Origin of the sequence: Robiginitalea aurantiaca, assembly GCF_030380815.1 — a bacterium.
Classification (GTDB): domain Bacteria; phylum Bacteroidota; class Bacteroidia; order Flavobacteriales; family Flavobacteriaceae; genus Robiginitalea; species Robiginitalea aurantiaca.
This window is the reverse complement of sequence record NZ_JAUDUY010000001.1, coordinates 519,771-540,587: the sequence shown is the minus strand read 5'-3', so window position 1 is coordinate 540,587 and position 20,817 is coordinate 519,771. Positions and strand designations below refer to the sequence as shown.

At 44.7% G+C, this 20,817-nt stretch carries 17 protein-coding genes; 5 read left to right on the top strand and 12 right to left on the bottom strand.

The window, feature by feature from the left end; genetic code table 11:
- Nucleotides 1–8: 8 nt before the first annotated feature.
- From QU605_RS02390 to QU605_RS02380, 3 genes are all read right to left on the bottom strand, one after another.
- On the bottom strand, nt 9–905 hold the full coding sequence (locus QU605_RS02390; protein WP_289723659.1) for a cupin-like domain-containing protein: 897 nt from the start codon (nt 903–905) through the stop codon (nt 9–11).
- Nucleotides 906–915: 10 nt separating this feature from the next.
- Nucleotides 916–7,629, bottom strand: a complete 6,714-nt coding sequence (locus QU605_RS02385) for a polyketide synthase (protein ID WP_289723658.1) — start codon at nt 7,627–7,629, stop codon at nt 916–918.
- 433 nt (nt 7,630–8,062) lie between these two features.
- Nucleotides 8,063–9,148 carry a GNAT family N-acetyltransferase gene (locus QU605_RS02380; protein ID WP_289723657.1) on the bottom strand — a complete coding sequence of 362 codons (1,086 nt, stop codon included), beginning with the start codon at nt 9,146–9,148 and terminating at the stop codon, nt 8,063–8,065.
- Nucleotides 9,149–9,683: 535 nt separating this feature from the next.
- On the opposite strand from QU605_RS02380, the gene QU605_RS02375 reads away from it, so the two are divergent.
- Nucleotides 9,684–10,577: a class I SAM-dependent methyltransferase gene (locus tag QU605_RS02375; protein ID WP_289723656.1), complete on the top strand. Its 894-nt coding sequence runs from the start codon at nt 9,684–9,686 to the stop codon at nt 10,575–10,577.
- Between the two features lie 58 nt (nt 10,578–10,635).
- On the opposite strand, the gene QU605_RS02370 is transcribed toward QU605_RS02375, so the two are convergent.
- The gene (locus QU605_RS02370; RefSeq protein ID WP_289723655.1) at nt 10,636–12,006 is read right to left on the bottom strand and encodes a M14 family metallopeptidase; all 1,371 of its coding nucleotides are present in this window, start codon (nt 12,004–12,006) and stop codon (nt 10,636–10,638) included.
- A 128-nt stretch (nt 12,007–12,134) separates the two neighbouring features.
- Complete coding sequence (locus QU605_RS02365; RefSeq protein WP_289723654.1) at nt 12,135–13,301, bottom strand: acyloxyacyl hydrolase; 1,167 nt, start codon at nt 13,299–13,301, stop codon at nt 12,135–12,137.
- A gap of 353 nt (nt 13,302–13,654) precedes the next feature.
- On the opposite strand from QU605_RS02365, the gene QU605_RS02360 reads away from it, so the two are divergent.
- The gene (locus tag QU605_RS02360) at nt 13,655–14,509 is read left to right on the top strand and encodes an alpha/beta fold hydrolase (protein ID WP_289723653.1); all 855 of its coding nucleotides are present in this window, start codon (nt 13,655–13,657) and stop codon (nt 14,507–14,509) included.
- A gap of 133 nt (nt 14,510–14,642) precedes the next feature.
- Nucleotides 14,643–14,894, top strand: a complete 252-nt coding sequence (locus QU605_RS02355) for a hypothetical protein (RefSeq protein ID WP_434967910.1) — start codon at nt 14,643–14,645, stop codon at nt 14,892–14,894.
- Here the strand turns inward: QU605_RS02355 and QU605_RS02350 are convergent.
- The 3 genes from QU605_RS02350 to QU605_RS02340 all read right to left on the bottom strand — a co-directional run bounded on the left by QU605_RS02350 (nt 14,888) and on the right by QU605_RS02340 (nt 16,571).
- Complete coding sequence (locus tag QU605_RS02350; RefSeq protein ID WP_289723651.1) at nt 14,888–15,232, bottom strand: heavy metal-binding domain-containing protein; 345 nt, start codon at nt 15,230–15,232, stop codon at nt 14,888–14,890. The two genes, QU605_RS02355 and QU605_RS02350, sit on opposite strands and share 7 nt — an antisense overlap.
- A gap of 76 nt (nt 15,233–15,308) precedes the next feature.
- Complete coding sequence (locus QU605_RS02345; protein WP_289723650.1) at nt 15,309–15,803, bottom strand: hypothetical protein; 495 nt, start codon at nt 15,801–15,803, stop codon at nt 15,309–15,311.
- 441 nt (nt 15,804–16,244) lie between these two features.
- Nucleotides 16,245–16,571, bottom strand: a complete 327-nt coding sequence (locus QU605_RS02340) for a DUF533 domain-containing protein (RefSeq protein WP_289723649.1) — start codon at nt 16,569–16,571, stop codon at nt 16,245–16,247.
- 240 nt (nt 16,572–16,811) lie between these two features.
- Between QU605_RS02340 and QU605_RS02335 the strand changes: the two genes are divergently transcribed.
- On the top strand, nt 16,812–18,311 hold the full coding sequence (locus tag QU605_RS02335; RefSeq protein WP_289723648.1) for an NADP-dependent isocitrate dehydrogenase: 1,500 nt from the start codon (nt 16,812–16,814) through the stop codon (nt 18,309–18,311).
- A 55-nt stretch (nt 18,312–18,366) separates the two neighbouring features.
- On the opposite strand, the gene QU605_RS02330 is transcribed toward QU605_RS02335, so the two are convergent.
- On the bottom strand, nt 18,367–18,750 hold the full coding sequence (locus tag QU605_RS02330; RefSeq protein WP_289723647.1) for a DoxX family protein: 384 nt from the start codon (nt 18,748–18,750) through the stop codon (nt 18,367–18,369).
- A gap of 102 nt (nt 18,751–18,852) precedes the next feature.
- On the opposite strand from QU605_RS02330, the gene QU605_RS02325 reads away from it, so the two are divergent.
- The gene (locus QU605_RS02325; RefSeq protein ID WP_289723646.1) at nt 18,853–19,236 is read left to right on the top strand and encodes a DUF2237 family protein; all 384 of its coding nucleotides are present in this window, start codon (nt 18,853–18,855) and stop codon (nt 19,234–19,236) included.
- Here the strand turns inward: QU605_RS02325 and upp are convergent.
- From upp to QU605_RS02310, 3 genes are all read right to left on the bottom strand, one after another.
- Entirely contained in the window at nt 19,231–19,884 is a 654-nt protein-coding gene (gene upp, locus QU605_RS02320) for a uracil phosphoribosyltransferase (protein ID WP_289723645.1), read from the bottom strand. The two genes, QU605_RS02325 and upp, sit on opposite strands and share 6 nt — an antisense overlap.
- Before the next feature lie 87 nt (nt 19,885–19,971).
- Nucleotides 19,972–20,301 (bottom strand): TerB family tellurite resistance protein, encoded by a 330-nt coding sequence (locus QU605_RS02315; protein WP_289723644.1) that lies wholly within the window; start codon nt 20,299–20,301, stop codon nt 19,972–19,974.
- 85 nt (nt 20,302–20,386) lie between these two features.
- Complete coding sequence (locus QU605_RS02310) at nt 20,387–20,716, bottom strand: TerB family tellurite resistance protein (RefSeq protein WP_289723643.1); 330 nt, start codon at nt 20,714–20,716, stop codon at nt 20,387–20,389.
- Between the last annotated feature and the right edge of the window lie 101 nt (nt 20,717–20,817).

Genomic DNA, 20,817 nt, shown 5'->3' with positions numbered 1-20,817 from the left:
AGATTTTATCAGGCCTGCCGAACCTTATTTTTCGTTCTTCGCAATACACCTCCCGCTACGGAAAGATAGGCACCTACCATTTTAGCAACAGCAGCATTGGTTTTATTGTCCACTTTTGTTGTTACCTCCATTTTAAACCTCTCCCAATTAGAGGTATTTAAAGAATCTAATGCAACGGAAATTGTTACCGTTAAAGATTTAGCAGTATGCCACCAACCATTCGGAATGAAAAGTGTTTCTCCGGGACCTACTGTGAAGGTAATAGGAGTAATATTAGCGCAAAGAGGGTACTTTTCCAGATCTACATTCTTAATATCCGGCACTTCAGAAACCCATGAATTATTTTCTTTAGGGTATACATAAGGGGTCTGATCTGGTGGAATTACAGTAAATTCCTTTACCCCGTACAACTGCGTTATAAAGGCATGCAAGCCTAAATAATCGTAATGCACATATGGAAATTGTCCTCCCGGGCTGCCGAGGAATATTTCATATGTGTCGGCATTTCCTAATAGGGGTTCCACCATTGGATTATGGCACCAATCTGGCTTTGCATACATAAATCTTGGTGATATGTCAGGTATCAATTCCGGATAATCCCTGTCAATTTGAAGTTTACAGGGATAAGGCGCCGGATTATCCATAGTAGATTCTTCCATTATCTCAATAAAATCTTTGAGGTTATACTCCTGACCTTGCACCTCTACTTTTCGATTGCCATATTCGGACTTAAAAAATTCCGGGGTAAATTTTTCTTTTGCGGTCCATTCCTTACAGGCATCTCCAATGACCACAGGGTAATCACCAAACAGGTGATCCTTTGCAAATTCCTCATAGGACATACCGTATTTCTTCTCAACGGATAGTACGCCATTGTTAACTAATTCAACAACCTTGGTAGCCATAAAATGTTTTTTAAAGTTTAATTTTTGTGAAGGACCCATTCTTCCCTTTATCCTTTATAAACCAGGCAGGGTTACCCGCTTCATCAATTCCCAAACGCGCGCCCGGTACAGGCGGTTCATTTAAAGCTTTAACTGTTGAGATTCCATTTGAAATTGGATCAGCATTAACTTCATCTGATTTCAAAATGGATGCCGCCATTAGTTCTTCAATGCTGCCCATAAACGCATTTTTGAGTCTACTTATGTCTTCTGCATTAAAAGAAGTGGTCATAAAACATGGGAAACCATCCCAGATATGAATACCCTTTTCCCTGAGTAAAACAAAAAGCAATTCGGAATACGGAATATCCTCAAGGAATTTCAATCGCCACAAAGACCCAAAATAGCAAATTTCCATGGGCAACTTACGCTTTTTAAACTCGGCATTGAGGTCATTGGCATAGTTCTCGGTTAGGGTATTAAGTTGGTTTTGCAGGGCGTCCCCTTTCTCCCGCATACGCAGTAATGACGCTTTCGCAGCTGCGAGTGCCAATGGGTGTCTTACAAAAGTACCTGCAAAATAGGTGACACCCTTTTCAGGATAAGACTGGTCCCCGAATCGCCAGAATCCACCGTCCAAAGCGTCCATATAATCACTGTCACCTGTAATAGCTCCAATGGAAATACCTCCACCGATTACCTTACCGTAAGTGGCTACATCTGCCTTGATATCAAACAGGGCTTGCGCCCCTCCAGGGTGCATTCTGAAACCGGTAATAACTTCATCGAAGATGAGCACCGTTTCAGAGGCTTTTGTTATCGCTCGAACCTCTCTCAGGAATTCAACAGGGCGAAACTCAGGTCTCCGGCTTTGGACGGGTTCAACAAGAACGGCGGCCAGTTCATGAGCTCTTTCTCTGATTATTCGAAGACTTTCATCGGTTCCGTACTCCAGTACCAGAACGTTCTGAACGGAATCAGATAGAATGCCTGCCGCGGCAGGAAAAGTCTTTAATTTTTTAGATCCCCTGACCAACGCCTCATCATTGATACCGTGGTATGCGCCTTTAAAAGATACTATCAATGAGCGACCCGTAACGGTTCGGGCAATCCGGACAGCTCCCAGGACCGCCTCGGAACCTGTATTACACAGGGCAGCCCGTTCATGGCCGGTAAACTCGCAAAGCAGCTCGCACACCTCCCCGGCCATAGGATGCTGTGGACCCACTTCGTACCCCTGTTCTATCTGGGCATGCAAAACCTCTTTTATGAAATCAGGTTGGTGTCCAAACAAACACGATCCGAATCCATTTAAGGCATCTATATATTCATTGCCATCCAAATCCCAAAGTCGGTTACCAGCGGATTTTTCTATAACAATAGGATAAACCAATTCTTTTGTCCCCGGCTTAAAACCGGTCACAACCCTCGGATCGGCCATGTGGGCACGATGTTTTTGAGCATATTCCTTGCTCAGGGCTGTTTTGGTGTTATACCGCCGAACCAGCTCCTGCAGAAACGCTTCATGCTCTGATTCCACTACTTTGGTTTGCCTTTCAATTCTGGGAGAAGCCCCAAATGGCTTTTTCAGTTCTGCCTTTTCTTCTTCAGTCAATGAATCTTCATTTACATCAACGGTTGAGTTTTTCCCTAAATCTGAGTTGTCATTTGTACCTACTGCTGGTGAAGGCATTGCTCCTTCATTCGGGGGGATCACATTTCCAGTCTGCACTGGCCCATTGCTCTGCAACAGGTTAATCTGTTGACCTAATAGCTGTAGTTGCTGGGCAATAAGACCCAGAGCTGAATGATCATAATTGGCATTCAGTGGCTGTTGGGGCATTTGCACGGGGTTCGCAAAGCCTGGATTTCCGGTAACAGGTGTGCGTACAGGAGCAGGACTACTTTCAGGCTCAGGAGCAAAGCGCTCCTCAGGAAGGGTTTTGTCCAGATAACTGGCCAAAAGCTCAGGACTGTTTAAGTCATCACTCAACTGCCGAAACGTAATGGCTGTTTCAAATTCTTTTTTACAAGTGGTCGCCATTTGGGTAAGCACCAAAGAATCTAGCCCGAGTTCCAGAAAGCTATATTGTGAATCTCCTGATTCTATCTCTATTCCTGAAATCTCTGAAATTATATCTGAAATTTTTTGTAGGATAATGTCTTTTCTCATAATCGAATTCATTTGAAGGGCCTTAACTGCATCAGGCTGTTCCTGCCCAAGGGCAATTTCTGAAGTTGCATTGGGAATTGACTCGTAAACTTTTGTAGAAGAATTTGCGCCTGCAAGGTTAAGTTCCGGAGGATCGATCCAGCAGGTCTTCCGGTTAAAAACGTAGGAAGGAAGCATAACTTTCTGCCTGGACTGACCCTTATAAAATGCATTCCAATCCGGTTCTATACCTTTTAGCCACAACTGGCCCAGTCCCGTCAGTACGGTATGATAGGCATTTTCACCTGCTTTCGGAACTGTTAAACTTGTAATTGGCACCAGGGATTTCCCACCTTTCTTCTGCCTGGCCAGAGTCGATAGGGCACGACCGGGTCCGACTTCCAGCAAAGTGACACTTTCATCTAAATCAATGATGGTATCCAAAGCGTCTGAAAAGCGAACAGCTTCGCGTAAATGATCTGTCCAGTACCTCGGGTCAGTGGCTTCCTCCTGACTGAGAAACTTACCCGTTACTGTTGAAATAATAGGTAACTGAGGAGGGCTTAAAGCAATTTTTTTAACCTCATTTTCAAACACTTCCAATATAGGCTCCATCATTGTAGAATGAAAGGCATGGCTCGTGGCAAGCAACATGTTGGCAATCCCCCCTGCCTTTAAATCCTGGGCAAACTGCTCGATTTCTTCATCTGGCCCGGATACCACGCATAAGTTATCCGAATTAATGGCAGCCATGGACAAGCCCTCAGGTAGTAGATCAAAAATGTCTTCTGCAGAGGCCCTTACCGAGAGCATGCTGCCGCCGGGAAGCTCGCTGACGAGTTTCCCCCTCAGGGTTATTAACTTCAGTGCATCGGGAAGTGTGAAAACTCCTGCCAGATGTGCAGCGACAAACTCACCGATACTATGGCCACATACAAAGGTGGGCTCAATGGACCAACTGTACCACAATTGTGCAAGGGCATACTCAATAATAAATAATGCTGGCTGGGTATATCGGGTGTCTTTTAATTTGTTCTCAGCTTCGGGCGAAGGGGTATCCGGAAAAATCACTTCTCTGATATCCATTTTGAATCCTTCCATAATAAGGGCAGCACACCTGTCTACAGCCTCTCTGAAAACAATTTCCTTTTCGTACAGCTCTCTTCCCATTTGCAGAAACTGGGAGCCCTGACCTGGAAAAAGGAATCCCAGTTCACTGGAAATCTGCCTCAGTGTACCGGAGTTTATTTGCTTACTTGCTTCAGCCAGTAATTCTTCTTGAGCTCCAGTGAGGCTGGAGGCAACCAAAAAACGCTTCTGGTTAAAAACATCCCTTGTCAATGAAAGTGAATAAGCAATATCTGCCAAAGGCGTTCCGTTTACTCCGGTCAGGTAATTCCCTAGGGCTTTTTGGTATCCCTCAAGACTGTTTTGAGATTTGGCAGACCATGTCAGGAGTTGTACAGGTCGCCCTTGATCTGTTTGCCTGACCTTATTTTCATATTCTTCAACCACTATATGGACATTGGTGCCCCCAACCCCAAATGAACTAATGCCTGCTTTTCGCTTTGTTTCAGAGTCCCATGGTCTGAGGATATTGTTCACAAAGAATGGCTTGTTGTCAAAATCGATCAGTGGATTGGGTCTTGAATAGCCAAGTGAAGGCGGGATTTGACGGTGCCGAAACGCGAGAACGGTTTTAATAAAACCGGCTACCCCTGCTGCCGAGGTCAGATGTCCCATATTACTCTTAATGGAACCAATGGCACAGAAATTATTTTTAGTTTGTTCGCCAAAGGCCATTTCAAGCCCCTCAATCTCGATGGGATCGCCTACAGGGGTTGCAGTACCATGGGCTTCTATATAACTAATTTCAGATGGGGAAACATCAGCATCCTCCATGGCCATACGGATCGCATCAGCCTGGCCCTTTACACTGGGAGCCGTAAAACTTCCCTTATCACCCCCATCATTATTGATGCCTACACCTTTGATGAGCCCATAGATAGTATCGCCATCCGCTTCAGCCTGTTCGAGATTTTTTAGTAAAACCACTCCGGCGCCATCACTGAAAAGTGTACCGCTGCCATCAGCATCAAAAGGTTTGCAATGCCCATCCTTGCTTTTTATGGATCCTTCCTGGTATAGGTGACCACTGTTCATCGGGGAAGTAACACTTGCTGCGCCCGCCAAAGCAATATCGCACTGCCCATTTCTCAATGCCTCCGTAGCCTCAGCAATGGCCAGTAATGAGGTGGAACAAGCCGAATGAACACTTACAGCCGGCCCCTTGAGATTCAGGTGGTATGAGGTCCGGGTGGCTATATAGTCCTTTTCATTAACCGTATTTGCCTGGAATTCACCGACTTTTTCAATTACATCTGTGTTAGGTAGTACGTTATTTATATAATACGTATTGAGTCCACAACCTGCATAAACACCTACACGGCCTTTGTAATGTCTGGGCAAATAACCACTCTGTTCCAGTACCTCCCAGGAGATTTCCATAAAAAGCCTTTGCTGAGGGTCCATAACCGATGCGACCATTGGATTTAACCCGAAAAAGCTGGCGTCAAATTCTTTTGCGGAAGGCAGAATTCCCCGAGCTCCGACATAAAGTGGGTCATTGCGCAAGGTTTCTGGAATAGCCTTGTCCAATTCCTCTTTTGAGAAAAATGAAATGGTTTCCTTGCCTTCTTTCAATACATTCCATAATTCCCCAATTGTACTGGCACCGGGAAATCTTCCGGCCATTCCAATAATAGCGACATCTCTGTTGGAATTAGAAACTTTACCTTTTTTAAGGCGTACTTCAGGTTCTGATGGCTTCGCAGGTGTCAGGTAATCCGATATTCCGGCTATGTTTGGAAACTGGTAGAGTTTGGTTACAGGCAACGTATAGTTGAACTCCTTTAACAGGAGGGCCACCACTTTTTGAGCCAGTAAGGAAGTGCCCCCTAATTCAAAAAAGTTATCGTCAATACCGATTTCAGGAATTTGCAGAATATCGATCCAGGTTTTAGCTATGTTCTTTTGAATTTTCGTAACTGGTTTTCTCAATGGTGGGAATGAACCAGGCCTTTCAAATTGAGGTGCCGGCAACTTCTTCCTGTCAATTTTACCACTTGACGTTTTACGAAATCCCTCTACCCGCATATAATATGAAGGGACCATATAATCCGGGAGCAACATTGAAACCTTCTGACGAATACCGGCAATATCGAAGTCCTTCTTACTGGACTCCATATATGCAACCAGTTGGGTTTGCCCTCCTAAATGGTTTGAAGCTACTACTACCGTCTGCCGAATCCCCTCCAATGAGTTGATGGCCAATTCTACTTCCGCAAGTTCTATTCTATGTCCGCTAATCTTGACCTGATCGTCCCTGCGCCCGAGAAATTCAATAGTTCCATCCGCCAGATACTTCGCAACATCTCCCGTCCTGTATATGCGAATCTTTCCTTTATCAGGAGACTTCCAGTGGATAAATTTTTCATCTGTCAACACCTTGTTATTTAGGTACCCATGGGCTAAACAGCGTCCTGCAATACAAAGTTCCCCCGCATTTCCCTCGGGCAACAGATTCAGATTTTCATCAAGGATATAGACAGAGGTATTGGTTATAGGTTTACCAATCGTAGGTAACGCTGGCCATTCGGAAGGTTGACCCTCCAATTTGAGTTCTGTTACCACATGGCATTCCGTTGGTCCATATTGATTGAAGAGGACGCAGTCATTTAATCTTGAGAAAAAGTGACGCACCTGAGAAGTGACTTTCAGTTGTTCCCCGGCGGTCATTACTTCTTTCAACGCCGTAGGGTATGTTTCGGTGCTCAAGGCTGCTTCAGCTAAGGCTTGTAGCGCCACGAAGGGCAAAAACAGCCTATTGACCTCCTGCTCTTTTAAAAAGTTTAAAAGGGCAGCCATATCAAGCCTTAGTACCTCATCTATCAGCACGAGTGTACCCCCTGTGCTCAATGTGGAAAAAATCTCCTGAAAGGAGACATCAAAACTCAAAGGTGCAAATTGCAGTGTCCTTGTCCCTTCATGACAATTAGAGTTGTTGTTCTGCCAGTTAATGAGATTTACCGTCGCTTCCTCACCCATGCATACCCCTTTAGGTTCGCCCGTGGACCCTGAGGTATAGAGAATGTAGGTAATCAAATCCTTCTTTTTCAATTCCGTGGACTCAATACTATGTGGCTGACTGGATTCCTTTACGGACAAGGGTTTCAGGCCCGCTGAGGCGACATTATGCGCATCTTGTTCCGTAGTCAGGCAAAAAGAAAGTTGTGAATTATCAATTATACTTTGAAGTCTTTTCTCGGGATATCCAAAATCAATTGGAAGATAGGTTTTGCCTGCTTTCAACACTCCAAGCACAAAGATAATTTGCTCGATGGACCGAGTAGTCGGGATGCCTATAAAATCCTCATCCCCGGCACTGCTTAAAACCGCATTGCAAACCTTTAATGCCTCATGTTCTGTCTGCTTGTAAGTTAATTCAGCATCTTGACTTACAATACAGCGTTCATCAGGAAATAATCTTGCCGCTCTTTCAAAAAGGAGATAGAGTTGATTTGGCTTACTCATTTTTCTTGCAGTTTTATTGAAAATTGGCCGAGCTTCCTAAATGGTAGCGTCAGTACTATAGCCCAGTTGTCTTACCACTTCCTTTTTTTTCGATTGACCACTTTATTTCTTCAAAATGAAAATGACGGGAATAGGGTTCTGGTCGTGTGTTTAAAATTTTAATAATGAGCCAGTTAAATTTCGGAAAAAATTTAACCAGGATACACAAAAATAGATAAGATGTTTCTTTTATCGTACGAGTGCATTGTGCCATTATGTATTTTCAACACATTCTGCCATATATTCAGATAATTCATTAGCCCTTAATCAAATATGGATGTTTTACAGAATACCAGAGTCCAAAAATGGAATTGGGCAACTCCCGCAATCCTGATTAGGGCAATCCATCACCATTGTGTTAAAAGGGGGATTTCACTAGTCACTCAGGAAAAGATTACCGGTTTCTCTTGCTGCGATATTTTGGGAAAAACCCTGTGCTTGCTGAATCCAGCGTTATTTCAGAGATTGGAATTTCCGGTAATGCCATGCCGACCAACTCCCTGTAAACTTCTAAATTCACTATTTTTCGCCCGCTTAAGAAGCTTGGATCCTCATCGAAGCGAAAAAACTTTTTCTTGTATTGATACAGGCTATCATGCTCCTTTAGCCCGCCTCCAATCACGTAATACTTGAATCCGTTCAAATACATCCAATTTATCGCTTCCATCTTCAGGAAATCATTCGGCCTGAGCTTAAAAAATTCCCCCAGGGTCCCGCCAAAATAGGAAAATACCGTGTCCTCGGATATCAGAAATAACTCGGTCGAGATGGCTCTGCCGTCCTTATAAACCATCCCGATAGTGCAACCATCGGAATTATTCTTAACAAATTCCTGAAAATAGGCCAGGTCGTGATAAAACGATTCGGCTGCGTCATTGCGATCCATCGTACTGATATAGATTTCGTAGAATTCTGAAACCTGTTTAGGAGATATGCTTCCATGAAACATAGAGAACCTGAGGTTGTTCTTGTAGGCGTTTCGAACCTTGTTTTTTGTTTTTGACTGGAGGTTATCCCATATTACCTCTTTTTCCCGTATGACCCCCCGAACATTGTACAGGGTATGGGCAACACTTCCGGAATAACAAAGATGGTTCCCCTGAAAATGAAAGCGAATAAATTCTGAGACTATATTATTATCGCGGTACCAATCATCTGCCAACCTCCAGAATGCAGTGGCAACCTTTTCCTCTATAGCCTCTTTAAATATTGGCCCGGCGTATCCCCAGGGACTTATAACATCAAAATATGCTGTTCTCTGATTGCCAATACTGATCCGCCTTTTATAAAAAGGCATTAACACCAAAGGCTCCTCATTGACGCTATATACAAAATACATCAATTGGGAATCCTCGAGGATTCCTACATTTATTAATTCATACCGAAGATAGGGCCAGTTATTGCCTACGGCTTTAAGGATATCCTTGTATTGATCGACAGCTTCTGAAGAGGAAATTTCATAAACATTTAATTCCTCCATTTTTAGTGATTCAATTTGCTTCTGCTTAAACATTAAAACCGCACATTATTAAAAATTACAGCTGTAAAGACTCCCTCTATGGGTAAGTAAACTTATGGGTTCCTAATTGCTCTTTGGAAAGGAACTCATCGGACTTGTCCCTCTTATTATAAGGCAATAATCTTTGCTGTTTCAGTGGTCAAGGTCCAAAAACAAACTACTTTGGAAGACAATAATGAACGTAAACAATTGAGAAAAGCACACAAACCCTTAAAAACTCCTCATACCTTTAGATAGGAGCTTAGGTCCAGTTTGTTTCCTCTCCCATTTTATCACAAAATAATGGTTAATCCTTTATCGGTCAACTCAGCCACGCTTTGGCTTCAAAAATAAAAACAAATCATTCTCGAATAGAAATAAAATTGTCGAATAGCTTAAATTGTCACTTAATTACACTATTTGTGGACTGAATTATTAAGAATCGGTTTGAGTAGCCTATACGAATTCATAGCCTTCCACTTATATATTGGAGCTATACCCGCATTGACTACATCAGATGTTTCTTGATCAAAACACCAGCACCCCTTTGAATATGAAGAACAGATTAAAAAGTCTTCTAATTAGAAGCCTCACGGCAACCTTAGGAAATTTCCTTGTGTTCATTCAACCTAAAAAGGCACGTGAACTTGCCAAAAACAGAATCACTCTGGTTCATAAGAATAAAAAGCATATGAGCATCGCCGAAAGGTTAATGCGGGCCGCACTTGTAAGAAAGCTGGAAAAAATAGACGATTACAATACTATAGCAGAATCGAATCGCGATTTTTGGATCAATAATGCCACCGAATTATTTGAAGAAACAGAAGACGGATTTGAAACTAATTTCTTGCCAAAAAGTACGTTTATTTTCGATTTACTTAAAAATGAAATAGCTGACCAAACTGAATCATTTGACACTCTTGTAGAAATAGGAACAGGAAATGGAAATACGCTAAACTATCTCAGTTCAGCATTTCCTGCTCTTAAACGGCTTATCGGCATCGATCTAAGCCCTGACCAGATTGAAATTAACAAACGGAAATTCAAAGGTAATAATAGGCTTGAGTTTGTTGCTGAAGATGCCATGGAATGGGTTAAAGAACACGGTCATGGAAATACTATATTCTTCTCAAATGAGTCTTTAGAGTATTTTCTCGAAACCCAGTTACAAGGGTTCTTAAACGAAGTCAACCAATTGGGCAAAATCATCTTTATAACTATTGAGCCTAACGGTCATTATCATGACTTATCAACAACTCCCCATTCGCAACTTTACGGAAATGAGCCCTCTTTTTCGCATAACTATCCCTTGCTATTTAAAAACGCTGGCTTTAAATTATGGCATTTCTCTCAAAAACCCTGGATAGGGGGATTTGATATGCAAACTTTTGTGGGTGCCAAAAATTTCTAAATCAAGGTACTTTCTGGAATCACAAAAGCAGCAGGTTTCCGCACTTAAAGCTTCCAGCCTACTGTTCCCTTAGCAGCCGCATCAATTCCTCGGCTGCCACCTGCCCTTTTAGTTTGAGAAAATCCCTGGGGGTATCATCCCCCAATTCAAAGACAATGGCAGGCATTTCGTGGTTTACGAAGAAATATGTGCGGGAAACCATCGTGGGGTCCAATTGTGCTGAGGCACTGATATTCGTTTTTTTCTGGGGCAGCCTCTGGCTTATGGCCTGTATCCAATCAAACACAATTTTCCCTTTATCCCCTGTGGCCACCGTGTCAAGTGGATAGTAAATATCATCCCAGGTGGAGTGAAAGTCCACTCCAAAAACGAAGTCGTAGTCGGCGTCTTTTGTCCTCAGGAAATCACGGACGCTCCGTGTTTCAGGCTGATTGAAATTCTGCCAGTCGCGGTTCAGGTCAATACCCCCCATATTGTGTCTCCAATGCCCGTTGTCCACACCGTCCGGATTCATAAGAGGCGCCACAAATACCGCATGGCTGTTCCTGAACTCCCTGGCCTCGGGCGAATCCCCTGAGAGTGTTTCAATAAAGGACTTCATCGCCAGAAAACCCGTAACTTCTGGCGGATGTTGCCGGGCAATGACCATCAGAGCCTTCTTCGCTTTCCCATTCTCTTTGATCTCCATTAAATGGAGCGGTCTGTTTTCCCTGGTAAAGCCGATAGGATCCGAACTGATATAGGATTTTTGGCTGAGGGAATCGATCCATGATTTTACCCTGGAAGAAGTATAAAGTTCCTGTGCGGCGACAATTATGGGCTCCGTAGTTACCGCAAGGGTAATATCAGCAGATTCGGGCGCAGCCTTAATCCCGAATTCACCCTCGCCCGGATTTATTGCCTTAAAAAAGAGGCTGTCCAAAGGTTTAAAGTTTACCCCGTCACTACTGATTTTCGGATAATACCTGCTACGGGAATTTTGATAACTCAGTCGAACCGTAATTTCCCTGGGGGCAGTCGTCCAAACCTTAAAGGCATACCAGGGGCTGACATTTATAGGCGTGTTCTCTGCAGTTATCCAGACCGTATAATGATCATTGCCGTCATAGGCTACCCCGTTGAGGCGTCCGCCATCAAAATCATTGGTAAAAAAAGTAGTGCTGTCATTAAATGCCCATATCCCCTTCCATTGTCTCTGAACAGGACGATCCACTGTGGGCACGATCGAATTTGGGCCCTGGCCCTGATATCCGGAGGTTGCCGGGGCTTGATCTTCTTCCAGTGCCTTCTCAGTATTCTTGCACGAAACCAGGGTCACTGCAAGCAGGGCCAGTACCATTTTGAAAAAATAATTTCCCATTGTATTTAGATCTGTCGCCTGAGGGTTCTTAGAACGAACTTCTGGCGCTTCCTTTGTAACTAAATCCATAGACAGGGGTTTCCGATAGCTCTGTGAGGTGAAGATAAAAAAAGTTGCCTGCCCCGCACTTTCAAAGGGCAAAATACCCGTAGCGCGATGGTCTAAAATCACAACTCGTTTCCAGGGTGAGATGGTCGCTACCAGCGAAATGGTTTTATACCAATCCCAAATTCTACCCAATCTGCCGCAAATCCTATGGTCTTAAGCCCTACCTGGGCATAGGCCCATTTGTTCAGGTCATATCGAATAGCAGGTCTGAGAAAAAGGGCGTCCTTTCCCAATTTCTCTGTAATATAGGTACCCCCGTGGACCAGGGTAGTGATCCTCCAGAACATAAAGTCATATCCAGCGTGGATTCCTATAAGGCTGTTCTTCCCATTCCCTTCAGGGTACGTTTCCTTTAGGCTATTGTCCACAAAATAATCCAGGCCTGCGGAAACGCTGTGCATGTTATTGAATTTATGCTGATAATCCAGCACGAGCGAAAAGGTACCATAGCGGGTATCGGTACCGGCTCCCTCCTCTGTCTGTACCGTGCCAAGGGCAGTATAAAGGTTCACACTCTGGTTTTCTGGGACCTTTTCGTTGGGTTTTTTGGTTGAGCGAAGGTACCGGCTCTGAAGTTTATCCTGCGGGTAGCCTTCACGGTCCACCCGGTGCTGGTCAGCATTGTAATGGTAGCGCATCCCTACATTGATTCCGAACATATTTAGCCCCCAGTTTGGGGTAAAACTGCGTCCATTGCTGAAATGGGAGAAATCAAGGCCATAAGTGATATCCATTTCCGGGGTCCATTGGTAAGCCCAACCAAAATTCAGGTTAAAATATACTGCCATCCGGGCTCCAATGGCATCATTAAGCGGATTATTTTCAGGATCAAAAGGTTCCAGGTTGTAGGTAAGGCCCAAAGAAGGTTCAATGTTGAATTGATTCCTTCTGGAGGGCTTGCTTATCGGGAAATTTATAAATCCAAACAAGGCATTGGGATTTCCAAAGACATCTGGGTCTCCCAAAAACCCGGCATACGCCCCCACCCCATATGAGGGATAACCATATTTACCCCAAATATCTTCATCCCGGCTCTGCCAGGCAAAACGGACCTCCAATGCACCATAACCCGATTCCAATTTGGAGGTAAGAGTTTCGCCACCATACATGTGGCCACCGGTGTGGCCGCGTACTTCAAGGGTTCTAAAGCGCCCCTGGTTATCAGATTCAGTTCCGGTTTTGGTATACAGGGGATTTTGAGCAAACAAACCAATTGCCGCGCAAAATGTCAGGGCGAACAGAAGTCCCTTTTTCATAAATTATCCTTTAAGGTAAGCGAATGTAGGCCATTTTAAGCACTCCCTTTTATGATCTTTATCACTTATCGTGGTAATGTCCAGAATTGTATTGGTCTGTGGAAGAAGCAGAGGATACCCATAATAGAAATGTTTCTCAACTTATATTGTCCCTTTTTTAAGGTCAACCTTCAAAATCACAAAACCAGAATCCCCTGCCCGACACTGTGATATCGAGGAATGTTCAGCGAATTCAGTTACGAAAATATGTGTAATGAGCATTTGCACAGGATCTGGCATGTAACGTACTCCCGAACCAAAACCTCAAATCCCTATCTTCGGGTCAACGCCCATCATAGCATAATACCTCCCCTATGATAAGATCAGAAAAAATTAAAATAGAAGATCTGGAATTCGACTATCGCGTCTGTGGAGACAAACAGAACGAACTGGTCGTCTTTCTCCATGGGTTTCCGGAAACCTCCATTATGTGGGCCGAACTCATGCCTGAAATCGCGGCCCTCGGTTTCTATTGCATAGCCCCGGACATGAGGGGTTACAGCAAAAACGCCTGTCCTAAAGGGGTGAAAAACTACACCATTACCAGGATTGGGGATGACATCCTGAGTATCGCCGAGCGTTTAAGAGGCGATAAATTTCACCTGGTAGGCCATGACTGGGGCGCTGCCATTGGATGGGACATCACTTATCGCCATCCCGAAAGAATCCTCAGTTGGACATCTCTGTCCATACCCCACAGCAGGGCCTTTGGAAAAGCCCTGAAAGAGGACAAAGCCCAAAAAAAGATGAGTCGGTACATCGGGTTTTTTTTACTCCCCGTACTCCCTGAGATCATCATCCGAAGGAATGATTTTAAGGCATTCCGGAAATTATGGAAACGCAGCCCTCCCGAAGTCCAGGAAAATTATTTGTCAGTATTCAGAAGAAAGCAATCGCTGACAGCCGCCTTAAATTACTACAGGGCCAATATCCGAAAAGGCCGCAAGCCAATTGGGGACGTTCAAACACCTACCCTATTTGTATGGGGAAACAGAGATTTCGCTATCGGGGCATTCGGGGCCAGAATGACCGAAAACTATGTAAAAGGCGATTATACGTATTTAGAGGTAGACGGGGGGCACTGGCTGGTTCAGTCCAATTTTAGTGAAGTAAAAGACGCCATCAGCCAACACTTGTCAAAATACAGAACCCTGCCGGATAGATCTTAAATACCAATGGGCATAAAATTAAATACCTTTAAAACATACCTTAAAACAGTGAAAAGCTTTTGAGCTCCATGATTCTCCTTTCCTCATTTTTGGACTGCATTTGGCAGAGAAAGTTCAGAAAAACGGGCAAAAGGTGACTGTATTTCTATATATCCATGGGGATAAACTCATGAAACCGGGTGCCTATACCCTGGTATTCCACGAGGAAAACCCGCCATTGTTACTCAAAGACGGGATGGCAGACGGGTGTAATGTTAGGGTTTGTCCGCACTGCATGATGGCGCACAAGGTAGAAGCCGAGGGTCTCCGTGATGGAATTCAGGTCATGGATAATGACCTATTGATTGAGAAAATCAGAAAAAATCCGACGGTCTTTACTTACTGAGTCCCGGAGTGTTTCGGGCAATTCTCGCAAGCGCACTTCTCCCCATCACAAGTGCACTCGCCATCGGCGTGCATTTTACAGGTCATAGCCGTTTCTTTGGAAACCGGCTTTAGATCCATTTTACATACCGGACATGTACCCGGCTCGCCATAGGTCTTGCCATCCTCACAATCCATTGGACATTGGTAGTGGGCTTCAGCCATTAATTGGCTTTCGGTATCCCCGGTCTGGACTTCCGTTTCTGTGGACTTCGTCTCTGCCTTCTTTTCCTCTTTGCAGGAGGTGGCTGTGAAAAGCAATGTTAAAAAAACAACTAGCAGGCTTTTGAAAATTTTCATGGAAAATGTCTTTTGTTCAAATTTATATGTAAAAAGTGAAAGAAGTGTGTTGTAATTATCTTATTTCACCGGCCACCTATTCTGAGGGAACGGTCTTGTAACTTCCGAGCATTCTTTCCAATTGATCTTCCTTTAGAAAGAAGCCACCCATAGACCCGTTTTCGTAATAAATTGTGACTTTCATTGGCTGGCCTACCCTGCCCGGTCGGGAGGTAAGAATCAAGCCTTCCCCCACACTTAAACGCTGTTTCACCGTTGTATAACCATCCTTGAAGACATGATACAGGTAATTTAATTCCATCTCAGAGGCGTAGAAGTCCAGGGATTTGATCTTATCCCGGGAATGGAGCTCATCCTTATACCATAATTTGTAGTACCCTGGTTTATCCGATATCCGAATAAATTCCAAATAGGGTAAAGAAATTTGCGGGTCCCCCGAGGAGCCCACAATAACCCGATGTTCCTTTTTTACTTCCCCGATTTGACCAAAAGTCTGGGAGGTCAGAAAAAGCAGGAGAACAACAAGCAGGAGTTGTAGTCCCTTTTTATTCCATGTCCGTTTTGTGGTCATTCCTTCTCCATATTTACTGTTCTGATCAGCGTACCCCTCGCTACCCTTTAACCCCAACGATTTCCTGTCTGTTAGCGCGATGCGTCCTGCAAAACAGATCCCGGATCCTGGGAAATAAGCTCCCCAGCTAAGGCAGTTTCCCGCCCGATTATGGGCTGAGGCTATCCCTTAAAACAACCTCAACTGGAAATAGAGGGAGATTAAAATAGGGTTTCCTGACTAATAATTAAAGAAATTCAATGCTTTTTAGGAAATCTGCGACTTTAGCCTAAGGCCTTCAATCGCTTCTCAAATCGATAGGTTAAGGCTTTTGGAATGTCCTGTTATTTGAGTAAGATCGCACTCAAATAGGTTGTCAGGAGGTGATTGCGATTTTCAGGCACACTGCATAACTTGGGTATGCGGGGCGGGGGCGACCCCCCAAGCGTCCCCCAATCCGACTCAATGCTCAACCGAAATCCCGGCAGCGGCGAATACCCTGTATATAAACTGAATTTCAGCCTCGTCGACCTTTCCGTCGGCATTCGCTGCCTCGGTCATGCTCCGCATCAAAAATGCTTTCTTCTGCTCGGACATTACCCTGATAACCGAAATGGCTTGTATCGCTTCTACTTCCCTGGCCTGAAGAATCTGCTCTGTATCAAATTCCAAAACCTCCGCCAACTTACTCAGATAATCCAGTTCACCGATATGGAGTATGTCATCCATTCGAATTACTTCATCAACCGCCTTCAAAATGGCGAGTTTCTCAATTGCATTAAATTCCATAGCAGCAGAAATTTCGTTTATGATTCTTACGATTTAAAGGATCGCTCATTCGGAAAACCAAGGCAAAAGGTACTAATTAATTCCATTGTAAGCGCACTTCCTTTAAGGTCTTTAAGTTCATCCGGATTCAGGAATCAAGCCAAATTACATTAATAATACTTATGTTTTAAATTAAAAACATAAATAAAAATATATGAATAATTCATTCGATATTTGCTCCGTAAACCACAAATTAATCCTATGAATTACAACACTCAGACTACTGAAAGGCCGAAAGTGAAAGGCGCTACTAACTCCGATGCAAAAACCGCAATTACGGTTTCCTATGGGGATGGGATCGGTCCGGAGATCATGGAAGCCACCCTGCGTATTCTGGATGCGGCTGGAGCCCGCCTTGACATCGATACCATTGAGGTAGGCGAGAAGGTCTATAAATCAGGCGTGACTACAGGAATCTCAGATGCTGCCTGGGATGCCGTACGCAAAAACAAAATCTTCTTCAAAGGCCCCATCACCACGCCTCAGGGAGGCGGGTATAAAAGTCTGAATGTCACCCTTAGAAAAACCCTGGGCCTGTATGCCAATGTACGGCCCTGCAATAGTTACTACCCTTTTGTGGATACGCGTCATCCGGACATGGATGTTGTGATTATCAGGGAAAATGAAGAGGACCTCTACGCGGGAATCGAGCACAGGCAAACCGATGAGGTGGTACAGTGCCTAAAATTAATCACACGCCCGGGATGTGAGCGAATCATCCGTTATGCCTTTGAATATGCGATGAGTCAGGGACGTAAAAAAGTGACCTGTATGACCAAGGATAACATAATGAAACAAACCGATGGCCTCTTCCACAAGGTGTTTCGTGAGATTGCCCCCGAATATCCGCAGATCCAAAGCGAGCATCTTATCGTCGATATCGGGACTGCCCTGGTGGCGGATTCTCCTGAGCGTTTTGACGTAGTTGTGATGCCAAACCTTTACGGAGATATCGTCTCTGATGTTACCAGCCAGATTTCAGGCTCCGTGGGCCTTGGAGGCTCAGCCAATATCGGAAGTAGCTGTGCCATGTTCGAAGCCATCCACGGATCTGCTCCGGACATTGCAGGCCAGGACATCGCCAATCCTTCGGGTCTTATCCAGGCTTCTGTGATGTTGTTAAAACACATCGGGCAACCTGAAATTGCCGAAAAAGTTCAGAATGCCTGGCTCAAAACACTCGAACAGGGCATTCACACTACAGACATTTATCGCAAGAGTCAAAGTAAGGAGCGAGTGGGCACCAGAGCTTTTGCCGATGCCGTTATCGCCAATTTGGGCAAAAATCCCGAATTCATGAGTCCTGCAAATTACAACGGCTTTAAAGCTATTTCCCTTCCGGAATACAAGAGAAAGGCCACCTCTAAAAAGGAACTCAAAGGGGTGGATGTATTTGTTGACTGGAGAGGAAAAGATCCGGACGATCTGGCGGCAAAACTTCAGGTAATTGAGAACCCGGCCCTCAAGTTATCAATGATAACCAATCGCGGGGTCAAAGTCTGGCCGAATGGTTTTGACGAAACCTTCTGCACGGATCACTGGCGTTGTCGTTTCAGCGCTTCAGAGGGTGTACAGGCTCGAAAAGAAGATATTATCGAGGTCCTTCAAAAAGCTGTTATATCAAATGTCGATATTATCAAAACTGAAAACCTCTATGAATTCGATGGCGTTCGCGGGTATTCCCTCGGGCAGGGGCAGTAAGTGTGGCTCCAATCACCCTCGAAAAACACCTCCCATGCCCGGGAGGTGTTTTTAGTTATCCATGTATCATCCCTGTACTGTAGAGCCAGATAAAAACAGAAAGCAAAAGAAAAGCGAATGCCGGCAAGGCCTTTTTGATCGGATCTTTTACTTTCAAATGCATCCAAATAGCCCCCGTCATAAGGAATCCCATGGCCGCTGAGGCCGGGATGGCCAGCATCGGATACCAGATAGAAACGATGAGTCCGATGGCAGAAAGCACCTTTAGGACGCCAATCATGTACATCATGGTTTCAGAAAGGCCGTATACTTTGAACTCCTCTTTCATGGTCAGGGCGTCCCCACCCCTCCATTGGGTTCCCCGGTTAGCTCTGAAGAACCAGACGTTGACGATACTTACAAAAAGAATGATTTTTGCCGCAGTTACGAAATCTTCCATGACCAGAAGTTTTCACTTAAGATAAGGATAAAAATGGATTTTTTAAGGGATTCGGTTTTTCTGTATTATGCCGGCGGATTGTACCTTTAATAAAATCCTGGAATGAATTCAGATCAGAACGTACTTGGAAAACCCCTTAAAGCATGTTGCCTGGCTCCCCTAACCGGTTTCTACAGGGATGGGCTGTGCCGGACAGGTCCTTCCGATACAGGGACACATGTGGTTTGTGCTGTAATGACAGCAGAATTCCTGAAGTTTACAGCCCGTAGGGGCAATGATTTAAGTACCCCAATCCCATATTATAATTTCCCCGGGCTTAAGCCTGGGGACCGATGGTGTCTTTGTGTCAGCAGATGGCGGGAGGCCTATAATGAAGGTTTTGCCCCTCCCGTGATCCTGGAGGGAACGCATATAAAAGCACTCAAAACAGTGCCCTTTGAATGGCTTTTGGAGTACAAGTATACCGAGGCTTCCGAGAATTCATAATTTCAATCCGAATGCCAGATCCCCTGCATCGCCAATCCCGGGTATAATGTACCCTTTTGGACTCAGCGTATCGTCTATAGCTGCAATCCACAGATGGGTTTGCTCAGGAAATACCTCCGAGACATGAGCGACCCCTTTCTTGGAACCTATAACGGAGAGGATGTGTATCTGGGCTGGCTCCCCATGGGCCCTCAGGGCCTTCAGTACATTTTCCAGGGTCTTGCCCGTGGCCAGCATGGGATCCGTCAAAACCAGTGTTTTCCCGTTGAGGTCAGGGGCTGCCAGGTATTTTACAACTACCTCAAAATCATCACCCCCTTTTGGATGGTGGCGGTATGCTGAAATAAACGCATTTTCGGCCCGGTCAAAATAATTGAGAAGACCCTGATGTAAAGGAAGTCCGGCCCGGAGGACTGAACAAAGGACAAGAGGGGAAACCGGGACCGGCATCGTGGTAGTTCCCAGGGGTGTTTGCACGGTACGCGTCTGGTAATCCAGGGTTTTACTTAGCTCATAGCACAGGACCTCTCCTACGCGTTCAATATTGCGCCGAAAGCGCATGGGGTCTTTCTGAATATCGGTATCCCGGATCTCGGAAATAAACTGATTCAATATTGAATCGTCCGTTGACAAATCGTGTGTTAGCATTGGATTGAGATGTTATGGGCTTATTCTAAACACTGAATTTCATATGTGACAGAGTTACCTCTGAGTCAACAGTTCTGAATGAAAATCTCAAATCTCATCGAAATCAATGCCGATGCGTCTGAAGATTCTGTAAATGATTTTAAGCTCATCCTCCCCTACCCGGCCATCTGAGTTTGCAGCTTCATTGAGCATGATCGCCAGGGCTTCTTTCTTCGCCATAGGCATAGCTTCCAGAATACCCATGGCCTCTTCAACCTCGACCTTACGGGCCTCTCTAAAGAGTTCTGCGCTGAATCCGACGACGTTGGAGAGCTGGGAGACAAAAATGGCCTCGCCTTCATAAACATTGTCATCAGCCAGAATCACCTGATCGATTGCTTTGAGAATCCCGAGCTTCTCAGCTAAATTGAACTCCACGGTTGGTTGGTTTTTCTTGGTTGGGCATGCATTACGGCGCCTTCAAAGGCACTTCTTTTGCCTGAAAAGAAGCTCTTAAGGTGCCTTATAAATTCTCAAAATCGACCCCGCCAAGGGTAAAAATGTTGTGGATTGTCCTGAGTTCTTCTTCCTGAACCCGTCCATCCGCATTAGCCGCCTGATTCAACATCATGGCGAGCACTTCTTTTTTCGAATCCGGCATGCCTTTGATAATCTCAATAGCTGCATCCAGGGTCATATTACGGGCCTGATCAAACAGGGCGCGATCAAACTTGACGACTTTTGAAAGCTGGGCAAGAAAAAAAGACTCCCCCTCATAAATCTTATCGTCTGTTCGAATGACCTGATCAATGGCCTTAATGACCCCTAATTTTTCCTGTTGGTTAAACTCCATGACCGTTACATTTTGGTTTGTTGCACGTTACCTCTTAAAGAAATGGTCCCGGAGGGAAGACACCCCTTTCCAGAAGTATGCGGTATCTCATACTCGATATT